Origin of the sequence: Sinorhizobium sp. 7-81, from assembly GCF_030124405.1 — a bacterium.
Taxonomy (GTDB): Bacteria; Pseudomonadota; Alphaproteobacteria; order Rhizobiales; family Rhizobiaceae; genus Sinorhizobium; species Sinorhizobium psoraleae.
The window spans coordinates 229392-254872 of record NZ_JASKLT010000007.1 but is presented as its reverse complement, the minus strand read 5'-3'; the positions used below and the strand labels follow the sequence as shown (position 1 = coordinate 254872).

Below are 25481 nucleotides of genomic sequence, written 5' to 3'. Positions count from 1 at the left end.
TCTCCCTATTCGTTTCCGGTACGCAGCCGACGGACGGCAGCCTCTGCGGACAGGCTGTTCAGGTCAAAGCGCGCCGAGTTGGAGCGCGGATTCCACAGGCCGCGATCGATCGTTTCCAGGAAACGCTCCGCCATCTCGGCAAGCGCAGCCGGGTTCTTTTCCTGCAGGAAGGCAAGGACCTTTTCGTCGGCAATGAAGGCCCGGTAGGCGGCCTCGAAATGGTGGTCGCGTACGGCGCCGGTGGTCGCGGCGAAAGCGAACATGTAATCGACCGTAGCGGCGATCTCGAAGGCGCCCTTATAGCCGTGGCGCATGACGCCATCGATCCATTTCGGGTTGACCACACGGGCGCGTACGACGCGGCCGATCTCCTCTTCCAGCGAGCGGATCACCGGCTTTTCCGGGCGCGAATGATCGTTGTGATAGATCGCCCGGCGCTGACCGCTAAGGTGCTCCGCCGCAGCACTCATGCCGCCCTCGAACTGATAGTAGTCGTCGCTGTCGAGCAGGTCGTGCTCACGGTTGTCCTGGTTCTGCACGACGGCCTCGATCGACCGTAGCCGTTCCTCAAAAAGCCCGCGCTCGGCCTTGCCGTCCTCGCCGGCGCCATAGGCATAGCCGCCCCAGGTGAGATAGGCATCGGCGAGATCGGCGCGCTTGTCCCAGCCCTTCTCGTCAATCAGAGCCTGCAGGCCGGCCCCGTAAGCACCCGGCTTGGCGCCGAAGACGCGATAGGAGGCGCGGCGCGCCGCTTCCTTCGGATCGACGCCCTTCTCTTCCAGCCGCCGCGTCTCGGCACGCATGCGCGCGGCGATCATGTTGTCGGCATCATCCTCTTCCAGCGCGCCGATAGCGCGCACCGCCTTGTCGAAGAGCGCGATCTGTTCTGGAAAAGCGTCGCGGAAGAAACCGGAAATCCTGAGCGTGACATCGACACGCGGACGACCGAGCACCGCCAGCGGTACGATCTCGTAGCCGGTGACGCGGCGCGAGGCCATGTCCCAGACCGGCTTTGCGCCGATCAGCGCCAGCGCCTGGGCGATGTCGTCGCCGCCGGTGCGCATGTTGGAGGTTCCCCAGGCGGTGAGCCCGAAAGAGGACGGCCATTCCCCATGGTCCTGGAGGTAGCGGCGGATGAGCAATTCGGCCGATTTCTTGCCGAGCTCATAGGCCGCCGGCGTCGGCACGGCGCGGCTGTCGACGGAATAGAAATTGCGGCCGGTCGGCAGCACGTCCGGCCGCCCACGCGTCGGCGCGCCCGAGGGGCCGGGTGCTACGAAGCGCCCATCGAGCCCGGTGAGCAGACCTTTGATTTCTGCTTCACCGGAACCCTCGATCGAGGGCTTCAGTCGCGCGTCGATCCCGTCAAGGACAGCACGGGTGGCTGGCCAGTCAGCGGGACAGGCGATCTCGCCGGACACCAGCTTCGCAGCGAGGAGTTCGATACGCTCAACGGTATCGCCGGCGGTGCGCCAGGGTGCATCCGAGAGAGAGGCGAGAGGCGTGGGCTTCGGGCCAGTCCACGGCGTGGACATGACGCAGTCGAGGGGATCGAAAGGTTGCCGCTGCGAAGGCGCACCTCCGTCTACCCTGCCGGGCATCTCCCCCACAAGGGGGGAGATTGGCAGGTGGCGACCGCTCGGTTCCCCGGTGCTGCCGCCAATACTCGGTTGGTCGACGCTATAGCTAACAACTGCACCTTCTGCCGTCAGACCCGCCTGGGATGACCGGGCCACGAGACTTGCATCGCGTTGCCGAGCCGTTGGGCTCGCCTCACCTTGCGGCGCCGCCGATGTAAGAGCCGACGCATCCCCGATCCCCCCCCTTGCGGGGGAGATGTCCGGCAGGACAGAGGGGGGTACTCGCGCCGACCCGCCTAGCCCCAGGTCCGACGCAATGGCCCGCTGCAGGCTCTGGTCGCCGCCCTCGCCTAACCCACGCGGCACCCGCGCCAGCGCCACGGTGAGGTCGGTCAGCAAACGCCCTTCCGGCGCGACGCCGAAGATATGCAGCCCGTCGCGGATCTGCATCTCCTTCAAGTCGCAGAGATAGGCATCAAGCTTTTCCAGCGCCTTGTCGTCGCTGTCGGCTTTTTCGATGCCGGCATCATGATCGAGACCGATGTCGCGGACGAGGTCGAGGATCTGTCGGCTCAGGAGCCTGAGCCGCCGCGGGTCGCCACCGGCCGCCTCGTAATACTCGTCGACCAACGCCTCCAGATCCTTGAGCGGTCCGTAGGATTCCGCCCTCGTCAAAGGCGGCGTCAGATGGTCGATAATGACGGCGCTGGTGCGGCGCTTGGCCTGCGTGCCCTCGCCCGGATCGTTGACGATGAAGGGATAGAGATGCGGCGTCGGGCCGAACACCGCCTCGGGATAGCAATTCTCCGAAAGCGCCAGCGCCTTGCCCGGCAACCATTCGAGATTGCCGTGCTTGCCCATGTGAATGATGGCGTCGGCTTTGACGACCTGTCGCAGGAAAGCATAAAAGGCGAGATAGCCGTGCGGCGGCACGAGGTCCGGCGCATGATAGGTTTCCTTCGGATCGATGTTGTAGCCGCGTGCCGGCTGGATGCCGACGAGAACATCGCCGAAGCGCGCGAGCGGTAGCGCGAAGGCGCCGTCGAGGAAGAAGGGATCGACTTCGGGCTCGCCCCAGCGTGCCGTTACCTCGTCTTGAATCTGCTTCGGAAGGGAGGCGAGGAAATCCTTGTATTGATCGAGCGAAATGACCTCGCGGATTTCGCGATCGCGGCTCGCAGCATTGGTCGGCCCAGCCATGAGGAAGCGTATCAGCGCATCGCCGTCCTCGGGAAGGTCGCCGACGCGATAGCCTTCCGCGGCCATCCCCTTCAGCACCTCGATGGTGCCGGCCGGCGTATCGAGGCCGACGCCGTTGCCGAGGCGGCCGTCGCGGTTCGGGTAATTGGCCATGACGATGGCAATGCGGCGTGCCTCGGGCTTTGCCCGGCGCAGCCGCGCCCAATTGGCGGCAAGCCGCGCGGCAAAGCGGACGCGATCCAAGAGCGGTTCGTGCCCAACGATGTTCGCTTCCACGGCCGGGTCGTAGACAGACGCCGCCTTGAACGAGACGGCGCGGGAGAGAATGCGGCCGTCCACCTCCGGCAGGGCGACGTTCATGCCGAGATCACGCGCCATCAGCCCCTGCGCCGAGGCCTCCCAGGCGGCGCGCGAGGAACCGGAAAAGATCACCTGCAGGACTGGCGCGCCGGTCGATTCGAGCACCGTCGGCTGACGATCGGCACCGGGCGCGGAGACGGCAAAGCCGGTGGCGTTCATCACCACGTCCGGAGCGGATTCAGCGAAGATCGCCTGCAGCGTGCCGATCGACACCTGATCCTTCAGGCTCGAAACGAAGACCGGCAGCGCCCGCATGCCTTCAGCCGCAAGCGCCTCGATCAAGGCTTCGACGGGCTTGGTTTCGCCGCTTTGCACGAGGGCGCGGTAGAAGCAGATGGCGACAGTGGGTTTGGAAACGGCGTCGGCGTGGGGAATACCCCCCTCTGCACTGCCGGGCATCTCCCCCACAAGGGGGAAGATCACGGAGGCAACCGCCTGCACTTCCACGGGCAGGGGGTTGGAGGGCCACCCAGTAGTCGGCGTCACCTTTGAGGGGGAAACGGGGGCTGCCCGCGGGTCAATCTCCCCCCTTGTGGGGGAGATGTCCGGCAGGACAGAGGGGGGTGTTCCCGGCAAGCCAGCAATTACGCGCCACCGGTCCACACCGACCGCGCCCTCGCCCGGCCACCAGATGCCCGCCTTCAAGAGCGGCCGCGCCGGCTGCGGCTTCTCGCGGCCGGAAATCAGCGCTTCGGCATAGTCGAGAAAAAGGCCGGCATTGTCAGCACCGCCTTCGGTGAAGTATGCCCAGAGGCGCTCCCGGTCCTCCGCCGACACCGTCGAAAACGGATCGAGGCCTGGATCCGGCTTGTCATCGCCGGGAAGCACCGCGATCTGGAATTTGCCCATCACCGCGGCGGCATGCAGCGCCTCGAGCAAGTAGCGGAAATAGCTGGCGCCGCCGAGCGGGCGCACGACGATGAGCTTCGCATGCCGCGCCGTACGGTCGACATAGGTGTCGACTGACATCGGATGCATCAGGTTCATCAGGCTGGCTATGCGCAGCGTTCTTGCCCCCGTCCGCCGTCCGTGGGCCGCCGCAATCGAGGCAAGCTCGGTGTCGGCGGCCGAGAGGAACAGGATGTCGGCCGGGCTTTGCCCGAGATCGATCGCCTCGTTGCCATCGGCGATCGTGCCTTTCTGGGCGAGCAGCAGATGCATTTTCTATCCGATCACACCAGCGCCGAAATCGCCGCGCGGACGGCAGCCTCGTCCATGTCGTGCAGGCCGATGACGACGAGGCGCGTGCCGCGTGCCTCGCCGGCCGCCCAGGCCCGGTCGTAATACTGGTCGATGCGGCTGCCGACCGCCTGGATCAGGAGGCGCATCGGCTTGCCGGGGACGTCGGCGAAGCCCTTGAGGCGTAGCACATCGTGTTCCGCGATCACGCCCTTCAGCCGGTCGATGAAGGCGGCCGGATCGGCGATCGCGCCGAGTTCGACGACAAAACTGTCGAATTCGTCGTGGTCGTGCTCCTCGCCGGCCTCATGTTCCATCTCGTGATGGGACTTGCGGTTGGCGATCTCGCCCTCGGTGCCGACGCCAAGGCCGAGCAGGATGGCGGCAGCCACCTCGCCATTCTTCGCCTCGATCATCGTCGGCTTCCGGCTGATGCGGGAAGCCACCTCGTCACGCACCGACTTGAGGCCCGAGGCGTCGATAAGGTCGGTCTTGTTGAGAACGATGAGATCGGCGGCCGTCAACTGGTCCTCGAAGAGTTCTTCGAGCGGGCTCTCATGGTCGAGACTGTCGTCGTTGACGCGCAACGCATCGACCTTGTCGTGGTCGTCCGCAAAGCGGCCGGCGGCAACCGCGGCGCTATCGACGACAGTCACGACGCCGTCGACTGTCACTTCGCTGCGGATATCCGGCCAGTTGAAGGCGGCGACCAGCGGCTGCGGCAGCGCAAGGCCCGAGGTTTCGATGACGATATGGTCGGGCCGGTTCTCCCGTTCGAGCAGCTTCGTCATGGTCGGAATGAAATCATCTGCAACGGTGCAGCAGATGCAGCCATTGGTGAGCTCGATGATGTCTTCCTCGGAGCAGGCCTCCGCACCGCAACCTTTCAGGACATCGCCGTCGACGCCGAGATCGCCGAACTCGTTGATGATCAGCGCGATGCGCTTGCCGTCGGCATTCTGCAGCAGATTGCGGATCATCGTCGTCTTGCCGGCGCCGAGGAAGCCGGTGATGACTGTGGCCGGGATCTTGCCCTGCTGGGCCTTAGCGAGTGTCATGGATCAACCCTTCATTTTCAGCGGCAGTCCGGCCGCGACAAAGTAAACTTCGGCGGATTTCTCCGCGACGATCTGGTGGAGGCGGCCGGCATGGTCGCGGAAATCGCGCGCCATCCGGTTTTCCGGAACGATGCCAAGACCGACCTCGTTGGAAACGAAGACGAGGCGCGCCCGCGCCTCGGGCAGGAAGGCGGCGAGCGCGGCGAATTCCGCCGCCATGTCGCACTCTTCCATCATCAGGTTGGTGACCCAGAGCGTCAGGCAGTCGACTAGGATTGCGCGCGCCGGATCGTCGATGCGGCGAAGCAATCCCACGAGGTCGACCGGCTCCTCATGGGTCGTCCAGCCCTTGCCGCGCCGCGTGTCCTGGTGGTGGCGGATGCGATCGCGCATCTCGTCGTCCCAGGCTCGTCCGGTCGCGACGTAGTGCATCGGCAGCCCGGAGGCTTCGACGAGCTTTTCCGCGAAAGAGGATTTGCCGGAGCGGGCGCCGCCAAGGACGAGAATCGGTCCGGCATGGGGAATGATCATGCCGCCGGCCCCAGCGCGCCGACGGCTTGCAGCGGAAAAGAAAAGCCAACACGCCGACGGCGTGTTCGCAAGGGGGATTTTTGAGCCACGACAACCTCCGTGCTGGCATCGGGGAACGGTCTCCCCCTGCGGGCGGAATGCCCTGACGGATGGCAGGTCTCCTGGCTCACGGCGTCACGGCTTCAAAGCGACGTGCGTTCAACGATTGCTGAACACAAGCCGCCAAAAAGCCGAACGGGTCCGCCTCGCCTTCCCGGCATATGCAGCATCATGAAAGGCGGACGATTCGTAGAAGAAGAGGCGTCCAGCCCGGCTGATCACGATGCCATGCCAGTGGCTTTTCCGGCCTGAAAGTCCAATCCCGCGAAACTGCCCCATGCAGCGCGTCAGGAAAAGGTGACAGACCCGATGGCGAACCCTGACCGTTCTACAGTCGCGGGGTCGGCTGCGATAAGGGCGCCCGGTTTGGGTCCGCCCCGTCACATTCCCATTTACTCCCCGCTCCGCTCCGGCGCGAGGGAACCATCCTTTATCGTTAATTATGAAGCGGAACCCGCAAAGTCAATCGACCGGCTGCGACATGGGCCGCCCCGAAATACGCCAGCAACCATAACTGACAACCGGAAGCCGAGTTTCACCGCGTCGCTATTGCCAAGGCCGCGTGGAAATCGGACATTCCCATGAAACGAGAATTTCATGGAATCAATGATGAACGCCAAGGAAAGATCCTTTCTCACCCGCGTGCGCGACGTTCTGCCGGAGCTCCATCCGGCGGAGCGGCGCCTGGGCGACTTCGTCTGCGATTTTCCGGGTGAGATCGCCAGCTATTCGGCGCAGGAACTCGCAGCACTTGCGCATGTGTCGAAAGCCACCGTCTCGCGCTTCATCCAGCGCCTCGGTTATGAGAACTACGAGGCGGCACGCCGGCACGCGCGCGCGGACAAGCAAACCGGATCGCGGCTTTTCCTGGCGACTGCCACCGATTCAGCCGGCGAACAATCTGTTGCCGCGCATGTGGCGCAAGGCGTCGCCAATCTCGAAGCGACATTCCTCGCTATAGCGGAGAGCCAGATAAACGCCGCGTCGGAAGCAATCCTGAAGGCCCGCAAGGTCTGGGTCATCGGCTTTCGCGCCAGCCATTCCTTCGCCACCTACCTTCAGTGGCAATTGACGCAGGTCATCGAGAACATCGCCGCCATTCCGGGTGGCGGACAAACGATGGGCGAACATCTCGTCAGCTTCTCGGACGAGGACGTCGTCATCGTCTTCGGCTTGCGCCGTCGCATCGCGCTGATGGATAGCCTGCTGGCGCAAGTGGAGAAATCCGGCGCCAAGCTGCTGTATATCACCGATGAAGGCGTGCCTTTTCTCAGCCCGGCCGAGTGGCATTTCCGCTGTCAGACGTTGGCGCCGGGGCCGCTCTTCAACCATGTCTCGGTCATGGCGCTCTGCCATCTGCTCACGACCCGCTGCATCGAGATCGCCGGCGTCGCCGGTCGAAACCGTCTGCGTGGCATCGAGGCGCTGAACGACGCGCTCGAAGAACTCTGATCGCCGTTTGGGCGCCTGCCTGAAATTGCAGAACATTATTTAATCACAAGAAACGGCAGTTTGACGCGCAAGAATTTCGAAGTTCTGGTGGTAGATGCTTGATCTCCCACGTGAAATCCTATTTTCACAAATATTGGCATGAAACCTGCCTTCCCGTTGGTGTCCAGGAAGATGATCGCAGCGCATAGCATCCGTATGTCTTTGTTACGGTTCGGCAAATGCAAATCACCTTCCACCGGGCAAAATCCGTTATGAAATCCTCGTTTCATGGTGTAGACTGATGAAACTAAGTTTTCACGTTGTTAGCCAACAAGGGGAACAAACCATGGCAGCGGAAAATATGGTGCAGTCCGGCGGGAGCTCGCCGGTTATACGACAACTGGAATCGGCTTTCACGAAAATCGGTGTGACGGGAGCGCACAAGCAGATCCTCGCTCTCGTTCTGATTGGCTGCCTGTTCGACAGCTTCGAACAGAATACCATCGGCGTCGCCGGCCCCATCCTGAAGGAGCATTGGGGGCTCACCGGCACCGATATCGGCTTTCTCAACACGATCACCTTCGGCAGCGCCGCGCTCGGCCGGTTGCTGTCGGGCATACTCGGCGACCGGTATGGCCGGCGGGTGATGCTGACGATCAACCTTCTGCTTTTCACCATCGGTTCGGCCGCCTGCGCGCTCGCGCCGAATTTCGCGACGCTCTGCTTCGCTCGCGCGATCGTCGGCTTCGGTGTTGGCGGTGAGATCTCCACCGCGGTGACGATGCTGTCGGAATTCTGCTCACCGAAATTCCGCGGCACGGCGGCGGGTCTCGTCAATGTCGGCGCCGGCGGCTTCGGCAATTTCCTCGCCCCGGCTTTCGGTCTGCTGATCTTCACGCTCTTCCCGGGCGAGAACAGCTGGCGCTGGCTGTTCGCCGCGCTTGCCCTGCCCGCTCTGCTCGTCGTCTTCTACCGCCGCTTTGTCCCGGAGACGCCGCGCTTCCTCGCATCGAAAAACAAGATCGACGAGGCAAACAAGGTCCTGTCCATCCTTGCCTCCGGATCGCTTCGGCCCCGGAATCTGGTCGTCCAGGAATATCTGACGAAAGATCACATCCAGGACGAAGCTCCGCAGAAAAGCGACTGGAAGGAACTCTTCCGGGCTCCGTTCCTTGGGCGGACCATCCCGGTGGCGATCGCGATCCTGATGAGCTACGGCGCCCAGCTCTCCGTGCTGACGCTGATGCCGGTCATTTTCGTTTCGATGGGATATACGCTCTCCGGAAGCCTGCTCTACAGCATGATCATCCAGAGCGGCAGCGTGCTCGGCGCCATCGCCGCCTCTACCTTCGGCTACTACTTCCCGCGCAAGAGGGTGCTGACGCTTGGCGCCGTGTTTGCCTGCCTGGCAGCGATCTCGATCGCCTATCTCGGCACCAATATCTACCTCGTCCTGCTGTTTGGCGCCATCTTCCAGTTCTTTGTCCTGCTGCTCAACACGTCGATCTGGATCTACGCGCCAGAGCTTTACCCGACGCGCATCCGCGCCTTCGGCGTGGCGCTCATCCTCGCAACGGGGTCGGCGGCCGGCTCCTTCGTGCCGACGATTTCCGGCGCACTGTTCGACAGCTACGGCATGGTCGGCGTCTTCGCTCTCGCGGCGGCGATGTATGCGGTCTTCGCCTTCTGCATACAGCTCGGTCCGGAAACCTACGGCATGTCGATGGAAGACCTTCAGCAACCGGCCGAAGCGGAGCAGCCCAAGGCTGCCCAGCAGCAGGTCCGCGTCGGAGTGGAACTGAGAACGTGACCTCGCACATCCTTCTGATCAACCCCAACAGCTCGCGCGCGACAAGCGACATGATGGTCTCCATCGCGCGCAAGGCTGCAACCGGGCGCTTGGCCGTGGCAATTGCCACGGCTGAGCGCACCCCGCCGATGATCGTGACCCCGGAGCAGTTGAAAGCGTCCGCCGCCGAGGTCGTCGAGATCGGCTCAAAACACGACCCCGCTTGCCTCGGCATCATCGTCAGCGCCTTCGGCGATCCGGGACTGGCTTCGCTTCGGGAACGCGTCGACATTCCCGTCGTCGGGATCTGCGAAGCGTCGATGATCGAGGCCTCGCGTGCCGGGCGGCGATTCGGCGTCGCCACCACGACACCGGACCTCCTGGAGGCGATCGGAGATCGGGCCCGCGACCTCGGCGTCGCGCATCTCTATACTGGCATCCGCTGCACGCTTGGCGATCCTGTCGCCCTCGCCGCCGACGAAGCACTGCTCAGGCAATCGCTTGCCGAGGCAGTCCGCGCCTGCATCGAAATCGACGGCGCCGAAGCCGTCATCATCGGTGGCGGCCCGCTCGGACAGGCGGCCGAGCAATTGCAACCGCTTTTCGAAACACCGATCATCGCCCCAATCCCCTGCGCTATCGAGCGCGTGTTCGACCTACTGCAGGTGAACGTCTGAGGGCGCGTCCGACAGCACAGTAGCCTAAGCAATGACCGGCAAGCCGGCCTTGCGCAGCCCCTCGATGAAATGCGCATAATGCTCCCGCTCGACATAGGGCGTGAGTATCCGCCAGTAGTGGGCGAGGTCGGCGGGAATGCTGGCGGTGATCTCGGGGATGAGTTCGCGCGCCTCCTCCTCACGGGCAAGCTGGCCGAGGCTCGCAAGCAGCACCACCCGATTGAAATAGGCGCGGCGAAGCGAAACGCCGCGCTCCGAATAATGCCGGGCCTCCTCGTAGTTCCCGAGATGGTAATGAGCGAGCGCGATCCTGTCGAGGAACAGATAGGTCAGCGGGTCATGCGGACTGAGCCGCAGCGCCATGTGGAGCGGATCGAGTGCCTCGACGAAATGTCCGGTGAATATCCGCGCCCAGCCGAGCGCCATATGCGCCAACGCCAGGTTCGGATTGAGGTCGATCGCGCGCTGCGCCTCTTCGACGGCCGCGGGCGCGCGCTGTGCGGCGAAATGGGCAAGGCACATGGCATAGTGCGAATAGGGGTCGCGCTCCTCAAGCGCCACGGCGCGCTCGGCAGCCGCGTAGAGTTCGGCGCTGTCACGGTCGACATCGTCGCTGAAGCCGTGGAAGCAGCGCGCATAGAGCGAGCGGGCAAGCATCATGTGCGCGCGGCCGAAATCGGGATCGAGGGCGATCGCCCGCCGATGCCAGACGATCGCTTCCTTGAAGTGCTCGGCTGTGTCCTGGGCATTGTGCAGCCACGTGCCGCGCATGTGACATTCATAGGCGTCGAGATTGTGGGTGGAGTTGAGCAAGGCGCGCCGGCTCTCGCCGATGAGGATTTCCGGCTCGATGGCGCCGACGACGTTCTGGGTGAGTTCGTCCTGGATGGCGAAGATATCCGCAAGTTCGCGGTCGTAGCGCTGGGCCCAGAGATGGACGCCCGTCTCGGCCTCGATGAGCTGACCTGTCACGCGCAGACGCGTCCCCGCCCGGCGCACGCTGCCTTCGACGATGTAGCGAACGCCGAGATCGCGGCCGACCTGCTTCACGTCGACGGCGCGGCCCTTGTAGGCGAAGGAGGAATTCCGCGCGATGACGAAGAACCAGCGATAAAGCGAAAGCGCGGTGATGATGTCCTCGGTCAGCCCATCGGCAAAATACTCCTGCTCCGGGTCCCCGGACATGTTGACGAAGGGAAGGACGACGATGGAGGGCTTGTCGGGAAGGTGGAGCGGTCCGCCGAGCACACCGGCCTCGACCGGATCCTCGCGACGCCAGTCGACCCTGTGGACCGGCACGGGACGCGGAATGTTCTTCAGGCTGCGGTCGCCGAGATGGACCATCGGGAAATCAAGCTTGCCCTCGATCTGATCATGAAGCGTGCCCGAGACGCAGATTCCGCCCGGCAGCGCGACCTCCTGGAGCCGCGCCGCCACGTTGACGCCGTCGCCGAGAAGATTGTCGCCTTCCACGACGACATCGCCAAGGTTTAGACCGATGCGGAACTCCATCCTCTGATCGGGACTAAGATCGGCATTGCGGCGATGCAGCGCCCGCTGGATCGCGACCGCGGCCCGCACGGCCTGCACGGCACTGTGGAACTCCGCCACGACGCTGTCGCCGGCCGATCCGAATATGCGCCCACCATGCTCTGCGACGAGATCGCCGATCGTGGCGTTGTAAGTGCTGAGCGTCGCAAGCGCGCCTTCCTCGTCGGCAGCGACGAGCCGGCTGTAACCAGCGACGTCGGCGGCAAGGATCACTGCGAGCTTCCGTTCCACGGGGGCAGCCGCTCCTGCGGCATCTGGCCAGAATATTTTAAGCGTAGCTTAAATGCGGAATCCGGAGAAGCAACAAATTGGCACCGCCGGGCGCCGCGTCCCGTGCCTCTTCGGCGCTCCGCGTGACTTCACGCCGTCTTGCGCTCGCCGCCCAGCAGCCGGTCGAGCCAGGTGGGATCGAGCACGGCTTCGAGTTCACCGGCGATATCGTCGAGCGCCGCATCGACGGACTGGCGGTAGTTGCCTCCACCGCCTTCGATGCCGAAGCTTCTGAGCAGCGCGGCCCGATAGGCGTCGCTGCCGAAGAGCCCGTGCAGATAGGTGCCCATCACCTTGCCGTCGGCGGACATCGCCCCGTCCCGGCGGTCGTCGATCGAAACCGGCGCGCGATCGCAATCGGCGCCGACAGTCTTGCCGAGGTGGATCTCGTAGCCATCGAGCGCCACGTCGTGCTCCAGCGACCAGGCGCGGCTATTGCGCACGGTCTTTTCCGGCGCCATCTCGGTTTCGACGGAAAGCAGGCCGAGACCGGCGATCTCGCGTTCGCTGCCTTCGATTCCGAGCGGATCGGTGACGCGCGCACCCAGCATCTGGTAGCCACCGCAAATGCCGATCACCCGCCCGCCGCGCCGCACATGGCGTTCTAGGTCGCGATCCCAGCCCTCGGCGCGAAAATCCTTGAGGTCTGAAATCGTCGATTTCGAGCCGGGGATGACGACGAGCCCGGCATCGTCGGGAAGCGGTGTGCCGGGGCGAACGAAAACGAGGTCGACCTCCGGCTCGGCTCTCAGCGGATCGAGATCGTCGAAATTGGCGATCCGCGACAGCACTGGCACCGCGACCCTCAGCGCCTTGCCGCCGCCGCGCGCGAGCTTTTCGAGCACCACCGAATCCTCGGCAGGCAGCCGGGCCGCACTTTTCAGCCAGGGCACGACGCCGAAGCAGGGCCAGCCGGTGAAGCGGTGAACGGCCGCAATGCCATCGTCGAAAAGCGTCACGTCACCACGGAACTTGTTGATGAGATAGCCGCTGACCATGCGCCGGTCCTCTTCCGGCAGGATCGCGTGCGTGCCGACCAGCGAGGCGATGACGCCGCCGCGGTCGATGTCGCCGACAAGCACCACCGGCACGCCCGCCCGCGTGGCAAAGCCCATATTGGCGATGTCGCCGGCCCTCAGGTTGATTTCCGCTGGCGACCCGGCGCCTTCAACGATGACGAGATCGGCCCCGGCGGAGACCAGTTCGAAACTCTCCATAACGGCGCCGAGCAGCTTCGGCTTCAGCGCCTGGTATTCCCTGCCCTTCGCCTGGCCTGCCACCCTGCCTTGGAGGATGATCTGGCTGCCGACGTCCGACTGCGGTTTTAGAAGCACCGGGTTCATGTGGACGGAGGACGGCACCCGCGCGGCCAGCGATTGCAGCCATTGCGCCCGGCCGATCTCGCCGCCGTCATCGGAAACAGCGGCGTTGTTCGACATATTCTGCGGCTTGAATGGCCTGACCTTCAATCCGCGATTGGCGGCGAGCCGGCAGAGCCCAGCCACCAATACCGATTTTCCGACATCCGAGCCGGTCCCCTGCAGCATGATTTTCTGTGTCATGCGACCTCCCGTAACATCGAAACCATCGCCGGCAAAGGCCCGTTTTCGACGGGATTCAACCGTATTTCGCCATTCGCGATCACGGCCCGTTTCGGCCACTCACGAACGTTGTTCGAAATCGCGACAGGACTAGCGGAATTGCGACATGCGATGGCGACATTGGCATTTAAATTCCACCCACTCGCGCCTATATCGACGGCATCGAAACAACCCCGGGCGAAGCCCCGGACTCCCAAGGTAGAAAAAGTCATGCTGTTCGTCTTCAGCAAACCCAATTTCGTCCAGATCGCCTGGAACTCCAAGGCGCCGTCGAGCCAGTCCCGCGTGCGCAATGTGGAGATGGACGCGCCTCGCGGCCCGCTCGGTTTCATCCGTACGTTTAGTATCGGATAATCGGGCGCTTTCCCGATTCAAGCCGCTCCACTCGGGGCGGCTTTTTTATTGGTCGGTTTGGTAGCGGGCCCGACACGAAAGCCGCACCCGACCTCCCGCCGAGGGGATGCGGCCGTCAACATAACGCATGATCTCTCCGGAACAGGACGCCGAAAATCGCTACTCTCTTCGGGCTCGAGAGCGCCCTGCCCGTCCGCACAACCAGTCAGATCGGGAAGTTTAAGGTCCGGCACGCAATACCTGATCCGGACCTGCGGCAGTCGCCCGCCGCAGGCAAACAATTAGCCTGACATCGTTACCGGATGGTTATTGAGGGCTTAATCAATGGTGAATCGCGGTTTTTTTTGAATTTTTTTCACGACATTTTCGCGTCGATGCCGCGACGCAATCGCGACAGGAAACGTCCGGATTGAAGCACGATCGAAAATGGCGCGGACCTGCAGGCCGCATTTTGCGGCAATTGTTGTCGTAAATGCCCAAATTCCCAGCCAGACGGCGAAAAATTGCGCGCGCGGCTCGCGTTGCTAACAGGCGCGTCACAGCGCCGTTCGACGCCGCCCTCCGATTGAAGAGGTTGATTTCTCTTCGGGAATATCTAGGCTTGCCGCAGCGGTGCAGAGGAGATCCGGCCGGCGACAGGGTTCCGCGGTCAGGATTTGAACGAACTCCCACACTGCTGCAGCGGGGCATGACTTTGGCCTTTCCGATGCCGAACCTCGCGCTGCTCACTGAATAAAGTCTGGTGTCGGAACAGCAGTAACCCTGCGGCACCCTGGATCGTTGGCTGCACAAAGACTGGGAGGTCTTGCAAAGATGAAGAAATTTCTCGCGTCCACATTTCTCGCCGCGGGTCTTTACGCCGTGGCGGGCTCGGCGCAAGCCGCGGAATGCGGCGACGTCAGTATTGCCGAGATGAACTGGGCCTCCGCGGGCGTTGCCGCCCACGTCGACAAGTTCATCCTTGAAAACGGATACGGTTGCACCGTGGAGCTCGTCACCGGCGACACGATGCCTACCTTCGCCTCGATGAACGAGAAGGCGCAACCCGACATGGCGCCGGAACTCTGGGTCAACGCCGTGCGCACGCCGCTCGACGCAGCGATCAAGGAAGGCCGCCTTATCCAGGCCGCACCGCTCCTCAGCGAAGGCGGCGTCGAGGGTTGGTGGATTCCCAAATTTCTGGCCGACGCCCATCCGGACATCAAGACCGTTCAGGACGCGCTAAAGCACCCCGACCTGTTCCCGGCGCCGGAAGACCCCTCAAAGGCGGCGATCCACAATTGCCCGTCCGGCTGGAACTGCCAGGTCTCGACGGCCAATCTCTACAAGGCACTCGAAGCGGATAAAGCCGGCTTCGAACTCATCGACACCGGGTCGGCGGCCGGCCTCGACGGATCGATCGCGAACGCCTTCGAGAAGAAGACCGGTTGGCTCGGTTACTATTGGGCGCCAACTGCCATTCTCGGCAAATACGAGATGACCCGCCTCTCCTTCGGCGTCGAGCACGACAAGAAGGAGTGGGACGCCTGCTCCGCAGTTCCCGATTGCCCGAGCCCGAAGGTCAATTCCTATCCGATCTCGGACGTGTTCACCGTGGTGACGAAGTCGTTTGCCGAAAAGGCAGGTGTTGCAATGGACTATGTCAAGGTCCGCAAATGGGACAACGGCACGGTGAACAAGGTTCTGGCGTGGATGGACCAGAACCAGGGAACCAACGAGGACGCCGCGAAGCACTTCCTCGAAAACTATCAGGACATGTGGACGCAATGGGTCAGTCCCGAGGTTGCCGAGAAGGTCAAGGCGGCCCTCTGACAGAGGCAACGCAGGTGGGCGGCAGCCGCTTCGGCCGCCGCCCGTGCCTCGGCAAGCGATTGCACGCCTGATTAGGCTCACAGCGGCACAGTGTTTTTCCTGACGTCGCAAACAGTAGAGCGGAACCGCTGTTCCGCTGTCACATTTCTTACGCCGGGACACATAAGAGGTCACAAGCAGGTCTACGCTGGAGTGCCGCACGCGGTCGTTCCGAAGACGCAGCCGGCGGCATAAGACTTCCGGGCCAAGAAGGGGAAAAAATGGCTATCTGCAGTTTCTTGCCGGAACTGCTCTGCAAGTTCCCGGCCATAGACGATGGCACTATTCGCATGGCGCGCAAGAGCGTCGACGACGGATTCAAGGGGTTTGTGCGCAGCTACGGCAATGCCATCGACGCGGTGGTCCAGCCGCTTCAATGGTTTCTGAACTATCTGGAGCGGGCCTTCGTCGGTTCGCCCTGGATTTTCGTGCTGATCATCATGGTCGCCATCGTCTACTTCGGTAGCCGCAACGTGAAGATTACCATCGGCACGGCGCTGTCGATGGTGGCGATCGGCCTCGTCGGACTCTGGAACGACACAATGATCACGCTCGCCATGGTCACCGTCTGTACGCTGATCTCGATCGTGATCGGCATCCCGATCGGGATCCTGATGGCCCGCTCCGACCGTGTGCAGGCCTTCGTCAACCCGGCCCTCGACGTCATGCAGACGATGCCCAGCTTCGTCTATTTGATCCCGGTGGTGATGATCTTCGGCATCGGCAAGGTGCCGGGGCTGATCGCCGTCGTCATCTATGCGGTGCCACCGATGATCCGGCTCACCAATCTTGGTATCCGGCTCGTCGACAAGGAAGTGCTGGAGGCAGCCGACGCCTTCGGCTCCTCCGCCTGGCAGAAACTGAAGAACGTGCAGATGCCGCTGGCGCTGCCGACCATCATGGCCGGCATCAACCAGACGATCATGATGTCGCTGGCGATGGTCGTGGTCGCCTCGATGATCGGCGTCGGCGGACTCGGCAAGAACGTGCTCCAGGCGATCGCCAACCAGTTCTTCACCGTCGGTTTCCTAAACGGCTTTGCCCTCGTCGGCATCGCCATCATTTTCGATCGTACCAGCCAGGCCTTCGGCAGGCGGCTGCAGAAGCATTCGGAGGTTATTCATGGCTAGTCACGCAATCGAGGTAAAGAACCTCTACAAGATCTTCGGCCCGCGCGGCGAGGACTACGTCGATGTCGTCAAAAAGGGGATGGGCAAGGCCGAGCTCAACGAGAAACACGGCCATGTCCTGGGCCTGCAGGACATCAACATCCTGATGCCCGGCGGCTGCATCACGGTAGTCATGGGCCTCTCCGGCTCCGGCAAGTCCACGCTCATTCGCCACATCAACCGCCTGATCGACCCGACGGCGGGCGAGGTGCTCTATGACGGCACCGACGTCTGCAAGATGAACGAAAACGACCTTCGCCAGTTCCGCCGCCACAAGACGGCGATGGTGTTCCAGAAATTCGCGCTGCTGCCGCATCGCACTGTTCTCGAAAACACGATCTACGGGCTCGAGATCCAGGGCATCGAGCGGCGCGAGAGCGAAAAGCGGGCGCTCGGCTGGATCGAGCGTGTCGGCCTCAAGGGATTTGAAAACCATTATCCCAACCAGCTTTCGGGCGGTATGCAGCAGCGCGTGGGCCTGGCCCGGGCGCTCACCAACGACGCCGACATCCTGCTGATGGACGAAGCCTATTCAGCACTCGACCCGCTGATCCGCGTCGACATGCAATCGGTGCTGCTCGATCTCCAGAAGGAATTGAAGAAGACTGTCGTCTTCATCACCCACGATCTCGACGAGGCGCTGAGGCTCGGCGACAAGATCGCGATCCTGCGCGACGGCCGCGTCGTACAGCAGGGCACCGGCCAGGAAATCGTGCTGTCGCCGGCCGACGACTACATCACCGCCTTCGTCAAGGAAGTGAACCGCGGCCGCGTCGTCCATGTGGAGACGATCATGCGGCCGCTCGCCGGCAACCCGGAAGGCCTGCCGCTGGCGGCCGGCACGGTTCTCGAAACGGCCGCGCGCACGATGACCGGCGCACATGTCAACACGGCCCATGTCGTCGATACCGACGGCCGGCCGATCGGCGCGATCGACCTGCAGACGATCATCGCCGCCATGGTGACGCCGACGAGCCACACCGACCGCCAGGCGGCATAGGGCGCATGACGATTGAATGTCACGAAGGGCGCCTGCGCGGGCGCCCTTTCTGCATGCGCAGCCGTCCGATCCACTCTTTTGAAACTAAGCAATTCCGGAGGGAATTGCTTTATGCAGCCGACTTGAGCTTGCCGCTGATGAAGCGGAATTCCTGCGTCTTGCCGCCATAGCCGTAGGCAGCGGCGGAAACTTCGTGAACGAGCACGTAGCTCTCCGGATGGACTTTTCCGAGAAGCGTCTCGAAGACAGCGAAGATGGATTCGATGTAAGCGGCCAGTTCCTGCTTGGTGTTGGTGCCGTCGACCACCTTGATGTCGAGCCAAAAGCTGTTCGTCTCCTGCGACGCGATCGACTTTCCCCCGGCGAACCAGTGCTGCGGATCGACATAGGTCACCGCAACGGCGGTGACGGTCGGATCCTTGCGCAGGTGCTCCTGGGTGAGATCGCTCACTTTCGCTGCAATCTCCGCAGAGCGATCCGGATCCGGTCGGCCGGTGACGGTGACGTTGATGATGGGCATATCAGGCTCCTTCTCTGATGACTGTTGCCTTGCGACAGACCTTGCCACCAACGATGCATCGAAAAAATCAAATTGTTTTGCACGAATGGTTCTGTACAATCGAATTATGGACCCAATCGACCCCGATCTCCTGCGCACTTTTCTTGCCTTCGCCGAAGGTGGTTCGCTCGCCCGCGCCGCGGCGGTCGTCAATCGGTCCCCGTCCGCCGTGACGGCGCAGATGCAGCGTCTCGAAGCGCTCATCGGCGAACCGCTTCTGGCGCCGGCCGGCCGTGGACGTTCGCTGACACCAGTCGGCGAGGAACTCGTGAATCATGCTCGCCGCATCCTCGACGCGCATCGAGATGCCTGGCTCAGCCTCAGGGGCGCGCGCGCCGACGGTCGCATTTCGCTCGCCAGCACGCAGGATTTCGCCGATACGACGCTACCCGACCTCCTGCGCCGCTTCGCCCGCTCGCATCCGAGGGTTCGCCTGGATCTCAGGATCGGCAGGTCGAAGGAGCTGGCCTTGGCCTTCGATCAGGGTCAGGTCGACATCCTGCTCACCATGCGGCAGGCGACCGCGACCGACGAACTGCTCGTGCTGAGAGAAGAGATGATCTGGCTTTGCTCCGACAGGGGGCTGGCGACGGTCGATGCGCAGCTTCCATTGGCCGTGCTCGACCCGCCCTGCGGCTTCCGGTCCGCTGCCATTTCGGCGCTCGAATCGGCCGGGCGCCCGTTTCGGCTCGCGGCGACGAGCCCGAGCTTGTCAGGTCTGCGTGCCGCCGTCGTGAGCGGCATCGCCGTGACGACGCGCACGGCGCGGTTCCTGGGGCCGGGAATGGAGCCCGCCCCCATGCATCTCGACCTGCCGCCCCTGCCCGTCGCCGAATTCAGCCTGCGCGTGCGGGCCAACGCCGGCAAGCCCGCGACAGACCTTGCCGCCCTTCTCGCAGACGGCCTGCCGTGGAATGTCCCGCAGCCACGGCCCGGCGCATGACAGCTTGAGGCCGGCTTTCCGACTTTTCCGCCACGCGCTTACGAAGCCGGTTGCAATCACATAAAGATATCTTTATATCTTGTTGTAATTTCATTCAGCCGGGAAAAACCGATGTCCGCTTCCGCCAATGCCCTTTCCGATCTCCTCGCCCAGAAGGGCGTCCTGCTTGCCGATGGGGCGACCGGGACGTCGCTCTTCGCCATGGGCCTCGAAGCCGGCGAAGCGCCGGAGCTCTGGAACGAGGCGAAGCCGGAAAGCATCACCAAGCTGCATCAGGATTTCGTTGATGCCGGCGCCGACATCATTCTCACCAATTCCTTCGGCGGCACGCGCCATCGCCTGAAGCTGCATCAGGCCGAGGACCGCGTGCATGAGCTCAACAAGCGCGCCTCCGAGATCGCCCGCGCCGTTGCCGACAAGGCGCCGCGCAAGGTCATCACCGCAGGCTCCGTCGGCCCGACCGGCGAATTGCTGATCCCGCTCGGTGCGCTCTCCTATGAGGATGCGGTCGCAGCCTTCGCCGAACAGATCGAAGGCCTGAAGGCAGGCGGCGCGGAAGTCGCCTGGATCGAGACCATGTCCTCGCCGGACGAAATCCGCGCGGCGGCCGAAGCGGCCACCAAGGTCGGCCTTCCTTACGTCTATACCGGCTCCTTCGACACAGCCGGCAAGACGATGATGGGTCTTCACCCCAAGGACATTCACGCTGTCGCCGGCGACATCGGCCAAGGTCCGGTTGCAGTCGGCGCCAACTGCGGTGTCGGCGCCTCCGACATCCTGTCGTCACTGCTCGACATGACCGCGGCGGCTCCGGAGGCGACCGTCGTCGTGAAGGGCAATTGCGGCATTCCAGAATTCCGCGGCTCCGAGATTCATTATTCCGGCACGCCGCCGCTGATGGCGGAATATGTGCGGCTGGCGGTCGACGCCGGCGCGAAGATCATCGGTGGCTGCTGCGGCACTACCTGCAATCACCTGGCCGCGATGCGTCTCGCGCTCGATAATCACGCCAGGGGCGAACGCCCGACGCTCGACATGATCGTCGAAAAGATCGGGCCCTTGCGGAACAAGACCGCCAACGAGGGCGCCTCCGCCCCGACCCGCGAACGCAGCGGTCGCCGCCGCGCCTGAGAAGCCGAAGCAGCACAAGCACAAAGCGACAAACGCTCCGGAGCGGAATGCCCGGAGCGTTTTCTTTTGTTCGTCGGCGAAACGTCAGGCGCTGCGGCGTGCAGCACCGTCGCGAAGATGGCTGCGCCAGGCATCGAGCCCGGCCTCGATATTCTTGCGGCCGAAGCCGACGCGGAAGCGGTCTGCCGCGACCGGGAGGAGATCGGAGGCGAATAGGCTGGATGGCAGAAGCAGCACGCCCGATTCCTCGACCAGCCGCCGGCAATGTTCCTCGACGCCGTCCGCCCCGAGATAGCGAGCGAAACCGACACAGCCGCCATCCGGCGCGCGCCATTCGTAGAGATTCGGAAATTCGGCAAAGAAAGCCTGGAGCTTTGCGAGGTTTGCCGCGCAGAGCGCCAGGTTGCGATCGAGGATCCGCGCTCGCGATTTCAGCGCAATCGTCGCGAGAACCTCCGACGGCCGGGAGTTGCAGATCGAGAGGTAGTTCTTCATGCCCTCCATGCGTTGCAGAAGCGCATGGTCGCGGCAGGCGATCCAGCCGATTCGGAGGCCCGGAAGACCATAGGCCTTGGACATGACGTTGAGCGATACGCCGCGCTCGGAAAGCTCGGCCGCCTGCGGCAGGCGCTTGCCCGGATCGCGCTCCAGCCCGCGATAGACCTCGTCGCTGAAGAGGTGGATGCCGCGCTCGGCACAGAGATCGGCGAGCGCCCGGAAGGTCGCCTGATTGGCAATCGCACCGGTCGGATTGTTGGGGAAGTTGACGGCAACGAGCCTGGTATTCGGCTTCAGCGCCGCGCGTACATCGGCGATATCGAGCTGCCAGTGGTTTTCCGGCCGCAAGGGCACGCCAGTCACCGAAGCAGCGATGGTCACCGGCAGCGTCTCCATCGACTGGTAGTTCGGCACCGTCACGATGGCGTGGTCGTCAGGCCCGAGCAGTGCGAGCATCGCGCAATAGAGCCCCTCCTCGGCACCGGCAAAGCAGAGGATATCACCGTCATCTAGCCCGTCGTAAGTGGCGGCGATCGCCTGGCGCAGTGCCGGCGCGCCATAGGTTTCGGTATAGCCGAGCGTCAGTTGCTCCCAGGCCTCCCGATCGGCATCATCGGCGAGGGAAAGCAGTTCCGCCATCGTCATGGTTTCGCTGTCGCTCGCGGTCATGTGGTGGCGTGCGGTGAATTCCCAGCGCGAGAAATGGTTTTCGAGGCGGAAGGCCGGCAGGGTCGTCATGTCGATTGTCCTTCTTGAGCGCGGGCTTCGCTGGCGAAGCGGTCTCTTGTCGAAAATTCAGGCGGACTCGCCACGCCGTGCGGCCGCGAGATAGTTGTAGATCGAGGCGCGCGAGGCCCCGATGAGGCGTGCCAGGTGGTCGACCGCGTTGCGCGTCTTGAAGAGCCCCTGTTCTTCGAGTGCGGCGACGAGGGCGATGCGGTCGGCGCGTTTCATGGCGGAGAGCGCAAGCCCCCTCGCCCTCAGCCAGCCGTGCAGCGCGGCATTGATTTCCTCTCGCCAGTCACGGGAAAACAGCGCCTGCGGCCGCGGCTCCGGCGTGCCCGCAAAGGCCGCCAACAATTTCACCGCATCGTCGATCCGCGAAACGTCGAGGTTGATGCACAGCAGCCCGGCGAGACTGCCGTCGGCGTGGCGCAGCACGGCCGAGACCGATTTCAGCCGCCGGCCGTCAGGCCCGACCTTCTCGTAGGGGCCGAGCACGGTCTCGTTGCCGGGCCCCTTGCCAAACTCCTCCTCAATCAGCGACTCCATGCCGGCGGCACGGCCCGAAAAGGCGTTCCAGATGCCGGCGATCCGACCGGTCGCAAGGTCGTGCAGGACGACCTCGGCGTGAGGGTAGAGCAGCGCGCTGATCGCAGCCGCGGATGGTGCGTGCATGGCGAGACTGAAGGGGATGGTTGGTTCGATATTCATGACACCCACATCAACACATTTGTGTGTTTTGTCAATGTTAGACGAATTGTCCATTTGTTATGTGCTTGTGGACGACTGGCGGCTGTCCTATCCCCGAAGCACGTTCGATTCGAGGGGAGACGATTCATGAACGCCGGGCCAGCAGCCTTTCCGGACAGAGAAACGACAGCCGCCAGGTTTTCGAGCTTCGGCGAGACCGACCAGGCCTTCGTCAAGTTGCTAATGGAAAGCTCCGAACAAGACGAAAACCTGATCGAAGGCTTGCACCGCCATCTGGATCTCGCCTCGCAAACGCGATTTCTGAATTCGTTGAAGCTCGAAAAGCTCGGCGAATGGCTCGGCAACGAGGCACCCGCCCGCCTGCAGATGCGCCTCATGGAAGCCGCGCGCTCGAGCCAGCATCCGGCCTACCAGGCTTTCAGGACAGGATTGACGCGATCCGGAGGACTCCAGCGGGCGTTTAAGGCTTGAGGCTGTTGTCGCCCTCGAGCCTGGGCCATATGGCACTGGTATGTAAAGTCTTCCGCGCCGCCGACTTGGACCGCTGCTCGATGCCAAGTGGCGAACGCAGGAATGAGGACCGGGAAACGCCGCCGCGGATCCCTTCCCCCTGCCTCACGGGGAGAAGGTACCGGCCAGGCGGGTGGCGACCATCCATCGACTATTCACGAGAAAGCCCCTTGGCGAGGCGCACCAGATTGACGAACTCGGCGCGGTAGCCGAAGGGGTCAGCCCCTTTGGCGGCGGACGCGAGATCGGCGATCGCCGCATAGGAATAGCCGGAAAGCGCCGAGTTCCCCGCAAGCTTCTGGCCGAAGGCGGCGACGGCGGCCGAGAAGCGGACGTCCGCCGGGGCGTCGGCGAGCGATGGCTCGGCATTCGCCTCCGTGACCGGCGTGGTGATCAGCTCGCTTTTGTCGCCGTCCGACTTCTTGTAGCGGATCTTGAGGTAAGCGAGCTCGTTCGCACGCGAAGGCGCGCCAGCGGCAGGCTTCTCCGCGGCTGCATAGCGCAAGTCATCGTTGAGGACGGCCGGACTTCCCTTCGGCGTCACTTCATAGATCGCGGTGACGCTGTGGCCGGAGCCGATATCGCCCGCATCCACGCGGTCGTTGTTGAAATCCTCGCGCTTCAGGGCGCGGGTCTCGTAGCCGATGAGGCGATATTCGGCGATCGCGGCAGGGTTGAACTCCACTTGCAGCTTGACGTCCTTGGCGATCGGAAAGAGCGATGAGCCCGCTTCCTCGACCAACGTCTTCTGCGCCTCCGCCAGCGTGTCGATATAGGTGGCAACGCCGTTGCCGTTCTGGGCGATCGTCTGCATCAGCGCATCGTTGTAATTGCCTCGACCGAAGCCGAGCACCGAGAGGAAGATGCCGCTCTTGCGCTTTTCCTCGACCCGCCGCTTCAGCTCCTCGTCGCTCGAGGGACCGACATTGAAGTCGCCATCCGTCGCCAGCAGGATGCGGTTGACGCCACCCTTGACGAAGGCTCTTTCGGCCAGCTGATAGGCCGCGTCGATGCCGGCCGCTCCGGCCGTCGAGCCGCCGGGTGCCAGCGTGTCGATTGCGGTCAGGATCTTTGCCTTGTCCTTGACCGCGGTCGGTTCGAGCGCGGTGCCGGCGTTTCCGGCATAGGTGACGATCGACACGGTGTCTTCCGGGTTCAGCTTTTCGATGAGCAGCCGGAATGCGTTCTTCAACAGCGGCAGCTTGTCCGGTTCGTCCATGGAGCCGGAAACGTCGATCAGGAAGACGAGATTGACCTTCGGCGCCTCCGCCGGCACGACCTCGTAGCCCTTGATCGCCACATGCATGAGGCGCGTGTCCGCGTTCCACGGGGTCGGCGTTACGGTGACCGTTGCCTTGAAGGGCTCGGCGGGCGATGCCGGGCGCGGCCAATCATAGGGGAAATAGTTGACCATCTCCTCGACCCGCACGGCATCGGGACTGGGCATCTCGCCCGCCATCAGCGAGCGGCGGACGAAGGAATAGGAGGCCGTGTCGACATCGACGGAGAAGGTCGAGACCGGCTCGGTCGCGACGCTCCTCACCGGATTGGCATCCGCGTTGCCGAATCGCTCACGGTTCTCATCCGGCTGCGGGAGAATATCGGCCGGTGCAGCCGGCGCCGGCATGACCTCCATTCGCCCGCGCGTCGCAAGGCCGACCGCCTCGCCAACGGTGCTCGGTGCCGCGGTGTCGGCAGCCGTCTGGCTCGCCGTCGCGTCGGCTCCCGCGGCCGATGCCTCGCTTTCTGTCTTTTCGGAGTGTTTTGTGGTGGCCTGCGAGCGGGCGAGCGACGCACCGCTGCCCGCCGGGGGCGCAGCCGGCTTAGGCTCCACCTTCACGGCAACCTCGATCTCCGGCTCTGGCGGCCGATCGTTGCGGATCATTTCCAAGGTCAGGAGGGCGGCGGCGGGCACGACGATGAGCGTTGCCAGTGCCGATCCCGCGAGCAGTTTCCGGTTCATGATGGGGCTCCATATCCGGTTGAGGATGGAGCTTGGACGACCGGGCATGGCTGATCCTTGGGCGGCAGTCGAATTTTCCGCCGCGGCGTCATAGGCCTCCATGGCGGCAGCGAGAGCGCGCGCCCGCGCCTCGCTCGAAGGCGTCGGCGGCAGCTTTCCGGCAAGCGTTTCGAAATCATCGGTCATGATCATACAGCCTCCTTGCCGAGCAATGTCCGCAGGCGCTTGCGCGCCTCATGGACGTGCCAGGAGATGGTCGCTTCGGAGCAGCCGAGCACGTCGGCCGCCGCGGCATGGCTCAAGCCCTCGGCATAGACGAGCAGGACGGCATCGCATTGCTTCTCCGGCAGCGCCCGGACTGCCGTCCAGAGCGCCTCCTGCCGGTCGTCGTCCTCCCCGTCGGATGCGCGCTGCGCCGCTTGATCCGATGCATAGGCCTGCATCCTGCGCGCATCGCGCACCTGCCGTCGTCTGTGGTCGCGCGCGGCGTTGAGCGTCAAGGTGTAGAGCCAGGTGCGGAAACGGCTGGTGCCGCGAAAGCCGCGAACAGCCGAGCCGAGGCGAATGCAGACGTCCTGCGCTATATCTTCCGCATCGGCCCCATTGCCGGACCAGCGCCAGGCGACCGCACGGACGAAATCATAATGGCGCTCGACCAAGAGGCTGAACGCCTCCCTGTCGCCCCTCACCGCCTTTTCAACGAGTTCCGCGTCCAAGTCCGTGCCCGCTTCTGACCTGTTTCC

20 protein-coding genes and 1 riboswitch are annotated in these 25481 nt (G+C 63.5%); of the genes, 10 read left to right on the top strand and 10 right to left on the bottom strand.

All coding sequences use genetic code 11. The features are described 5' to 3' along the window. Window positions 1-5: 5 nt before the first annotated feature. The 3 genes from cobN to cobU are packed head-to-tail and all read right to left on the bottom strand — an operon-like array spanning window position 6 to window position 5908. A complete protein-coding gene (gene cobN, locus QN224_RS22915; protein WP_283978490.1) occupies window positions 6-4301 on the bottom strand; it encodes a cobaltochelatase subunit CobN in 4296 nt (1431 codons plus the stop codon). A gap of 11 nt (window positions 4302-4312) precedes the next feature. Further along, window positions 4313-5377, bottom strand: coding sequence for a cobalamin biosynthesis protein CobW (gene cobW, locus QN224_RS22910; RefSeq protein WP_283978489.1), 1065 nt, complete (start codon window positions 5375-5377; stop codon window positions 4313-4315). Between the two features lie 3 nt (window positions 5378-5380). Next, entirely contained in the window at window positions 5381-5908 is a 528-nt protein-coding gene (cobU, locus tag QN224_RS22905; protein WP_283978488.1) for a bifunctional adenosylcobinamide kinase/adenosylcobinamide-phosphate guanylyltransferase, read from the bottom strand. 133 nt (window positions 5909-6041) lie between these two features. Next, window positions 6042-6450, bottom strand: a riboswitch (cobalamin riboswitch). A 166-nt stretch (window positions 6451-6616) separates the two neighbouring features. Here cobU and QN224_RS22900 point away from each other — a divergent pair. From QN224_RS22900 to QN224_RS22890, 3 genes are all read left to right on the top strand, one after another. Beyond that, on the top strand, window positions 6617-7459 hold the full coding sequence (locus QN224_RS22900) for a MurR/RpiR family transcriptional regulator (RefSeq protein WP_283978534.1): 843 nt from the start codon (window positions 6617-6619) through the stop codon (window positions 7457-7459). A 325-nt stretch (window positions 7460-7784) separates the two neighbouring features. Beyond that, entirely contained in the window at window positions 7785-9248 is a 1464-nt protein-coding gene (locus tag QN224_RS22895) for an MFS transporter (RefSeq protein WP_283978487.1), read from the top strand. Then, a complete protein-coding gene (locus QN224_RS22890; RefSeq protein WP_283978486.1) occupies window positions 9245-9904 on the top strand; it encodes an aspartate/glutamate racemase family protein in 660 nt (219 codons plus the stop codon). The genes QN224_RS22895 and QN224_RS22890 overlap by 4 nt, the downstream gene beginning before the upstream one ends. A gap of 24 nt (window positions 9905-9928) precedes the next feature. Here QN224_RS22890 and QN224_RS22885 read toward each other — a convergent pair whose 3' ends face one another. Beyond that, window positions 9929-11686 carry an adenylate/guanylate cyclase domain-containing protein gene (locus QN224_RS22885; protein WP_283978485.1) on the bottom strand — a complete coding sequence of 586 codons (1758 nt, stop codon included), beginning with the start codon at window positions 11684-11686 and terminating at the stop codon, window positions 9929-9931. Window positions 11687-11814: 128 nt separating this feature from the next. Next, entirely contained in the window at window positions 11815-13287 is a 1473-nt protein-coding gene (locus QN224_RS22880) for a cobyric acid synthase (protein ID WP_283978484.1), read from the bottom strand. Between the two features lie 249 nt (window positions 13288-13536). Between QN224_RS22880 and QN224_RS22875 the strand changes: the two genes are divergently transcribed. The 4 genes from QN224_RS22875 (at window position 13537) to QN224_RS22860 (ending at window position 17700) form a co-directional block, all read left to right on the top strand. Next, entirely contained in the window at window positions 13537-13680 is a 144-nt protein-coding gene (locus tag QN224_RS22875) for a hypothetical protein (protein WP_283978483.1), read from the top strand. 813 nt (window positions 13681-14493) lie between these two features. Beyond that, a complete protein-coding gene (locus tag QN224_RS22870; protein WP_173512836.1) occupies window positions 14494-15492 on the top strand; it encodes an ABC transporter substrate-binding protein in 999 nt (332 codons plus the stop codon). 260 nt (window positions 15493-15752) lie between these two features. After that, complete coding sequence (locus QN224_RS22865) at window positions 15753-16661, top strand: proline/glycine betaine ABC transporter permease (RefSeq protein WP_173512835.1); 909 nt, start codon at window positions 15753-15755, stop codon at window positions 16659-16661. Next, window positions 16654-17700 (top strand): glycine betaine/L-proline ABC transporter ATP-binding protein, encoded by a 1047-nt coding sequence (locus tag QN224_RS22860; RefSeq protein ID WP_283978482.1) that lies wholly within the window; start codon window positions 16654-16656, stop codon window positions 17698-17700. Before QN224_RS22865 ends, QN224_RS22860 begins: the two co-directional genes overlap by 8 nt. A gap of 109 nt (window positions 17701-17809) precedes the next feature. On the opposite strand, the gene QN224_RS22855 is transcribed toward QN224_RS22860, so the two are convergent. Next, window positions 17810-18220 carry a 4-oxalocrotonate tautomerase family protein gene (locus tag QN224_RS22855; protein WP_283978481.1) on the bottom strand — a complete coding sequence of 137 codons (411 nt, stop codon included), beginning with the start codon at window positions 18218-18220 and terminating at the stop codon, window positions 17810-17812. A gap of 106 nt (window positions 18221-18326) precedes the next feature. Between QN224_RS22855 and QN224_RS22850 the strand changes: the two genes are divergently transcribed. Continuing rightward, window positions 18327-19202 (top strand): LysR substrate-binding domain-containing protein, encoded by an 876-nt coding sequence (locus QN224_RS22850; RefSeq protein WP_283978480.1) that lies wholly within the window; start codon window positions 18327-18329, stop codon window positions 19200-19202. A 111-nt stretch (window positions 19203-19313) separates the two neighbouring features. Continuing rightward, on the top strand, window positions 19314-20333 hold the full coding sequence (gene bmt / locus QN224_RS22845; RefSeq protein WP_283978479.1) for a betaine--homocysteine S-methyltransferase: 1020 nt from the start codon (window positions 19314-19316) through the stop codon (window positions 20331-20333). A gap of 84 nt (window positions 20334-20417) precedes the next feature. Here the strand turns inward: bmt and QN224_RS22840 are convergent, their stop codons facing one another. Both QN224_RS22840 and QN224_RS22835 read right to left on the bottom strand, forming a co-directional pair. Next, window positions 20418-21569, bottom strand: a complete 1152-nt coding sequence (locus QN224_RS22840) for a pyridoxal phosphate-dependent aminotransferase (RefSeq protein WP_283978478.1) — start codon at window positions 21567-21569, stop codon at window positions 20418-20420. Between the two features lie 57 nt (window positions 21570-21626). Further along, window positions 21627-22265 carry a transcriptional regulator gene (locus QN224_RS22835; RefSeq protein WP_283978477.1) on the bottom strand — a complete coding sequence of 213 codons (639 nt, stop codon included), beginning with the start codon at window positions 22263-22265 and terminating at the stop codon, window positions 21627-21629. Between the two features lie 126 nt (window positions 22266-22391). Between QN224_RS22835 and QN224_RS22830 the strand changes: the two genes are divergently transcribed. Further along, a complete protein-coding gene (locus QN224_RS22830) occupies window positions 22392-22736 on the top strand; it encodes a hypothetical protein (RefSeq protein WP_283978476.1) in 345 nt (114 codons plus the stop codon). Between the two features lie 190 nt (window positions 22737-22926). On the opposite strand, the gene QN224_RS22825 is transcribed toward QN224_RS22830, so the two are convergent. Next, on the bottom strand, window positions 22927-24930 hold the full coding sequence (locus tag QN224_RS22825; protein WP_283978475.1) for a VWA domain-containing protein: 2004 nt from the start codon (window positions 24928-24930) through the stop codon (window positions 22927-22929). Continuing rightward, a complete protein-coding gene (locus tag QN224_RS22820) occupies window positions 24927-25454 on the bottom strand; it encodes an RNA polymerase sigma factor (protein ID WP_283978474.1) in 528 nt (175 codons plus the stop codon). Before QN224_RS22820 ends, QN224_RS22825 begins: the two co-directional genes overlap by 4 nt. Between the last annotated feature and the right edge of the window lie 27 nt (window positions 25455-25481).

Bases quoted from the DNA above. Each gene is read 5' to 3' on its own strand.
- QN224_RS22865 (WP_173512835.1), top strand. From the start codon at position 15,753: ATGGCTATCTGCAGTTTCTTGCCGGAACTGCTCTGCAAGTTCCCGGCC.
- QN224_RS22880 (WP_283978484.1), bottom strand. From the start codon at position 13,287: ATGACACAGAAAATCATGCTGCAGGGGACCGGCTCGGATGTCGGAAAA.
- QN224_RS22830 (WP_283978476.1), top strand. From the start codon at position 22,392: ATGAACGCCGGGCCAGCAGCCTTTCCGGACAGAGAAACGACAGCCGCC.
- QN224_RS22900 (WP_283978534.1), top strand. From the start codon at position 6,617: ATGAACGCCAAGGAAAGATCCTTTCTCACCCGCGTGCGCGACGTTCTG.
- cobN (WP_283978490.1), bottom strand. From the start codon at position 4,301: ATGCATCTGCTGCTCGCCCAGAAAGGCACGATCGCCGATGGCAACGAG.
- bmt (WP_283978479.1), top strand. From the start codon at position 19,314: ATGTCCGCTTCCGCCAATGCCCTTTCCGATCTCCTCGCCCAGAAGGGC.
- cobU (WP_283978488.1), bottom strand. From the start codon at position 5,908: ATGATCATTCCCCATGCCGGACCGATTCTCGTCCTTGGCGGCGCCCGC.
- QN224_RS22860 (WP_283978482.1), top strand. From the start codon at position 16,654: ATGGCTAGTCACGCAATCGAGGTAAAGAACCTCTACAAGATCTTCGGC.
- QN224_RS22840 (WP_283978478.1), bottom strand. From the start codon at position 21,569: ATGACGACCCTGCCGGCCTTCCGCCTCGAAAACCATTTCTCGCGCTGG.
- QN224_RS22850 (WP_283978480.1), top strand. From the start codon at position 18,327: ATGGACCCAATCGACCCCGATCTCCTGCGCACTTTTCTTGCCTTCGCC.
- QN224_RS22825 (WP_283978475.1), bottom strand. From the start codon at position 24,930: ATGATCATGACCGATGATTTCGAAACGCTTGCCGGAAAGCTGCCGCCG.
- cobW (WP_283978489.1), bottom strand. From the start codon at position 5,377: ATGACACTCGCTAAGGCCCAGCAGGGCAAGATCCCGGCCACAGTCATC.
- QN224_RS22895 (WP_283978487.1), top strand. From the start codon at position 7,785: ATGGCAGCGGAAAATATGGTGCAGTCCGGCGGGAGCTCGCCGGTTATA.
- QN224_RS22835 (WP_283978477.1), bottom strand. From the start codon at position 22,265: ATGAATATCGAACCAACCATCCCCTTCAGTCTCGCCATGCACGCACCA.
- QN224_RS22855 (WP_283978481.1), bottom strand. From the start codon at position 18,220: ATGCCCATCATCAACGTCACCGTCACCGGCCGACCGGATCCGGATCGC.
- QN224_RS22875 (WP_283978483.1), top strand. From the start codon at position 13,537: ATGCTGTTCGTCTTCAGCAAACCCAATTTCGTCCAGATCGCCTGGAAC.
- QN224_RS22870 (WP_173512836.1), top strand. From the start codon at position 14,494: ATGAAGAAATTTCTCGCGTCCACATTTCTCGCCGCGGGTCTTTACGCC.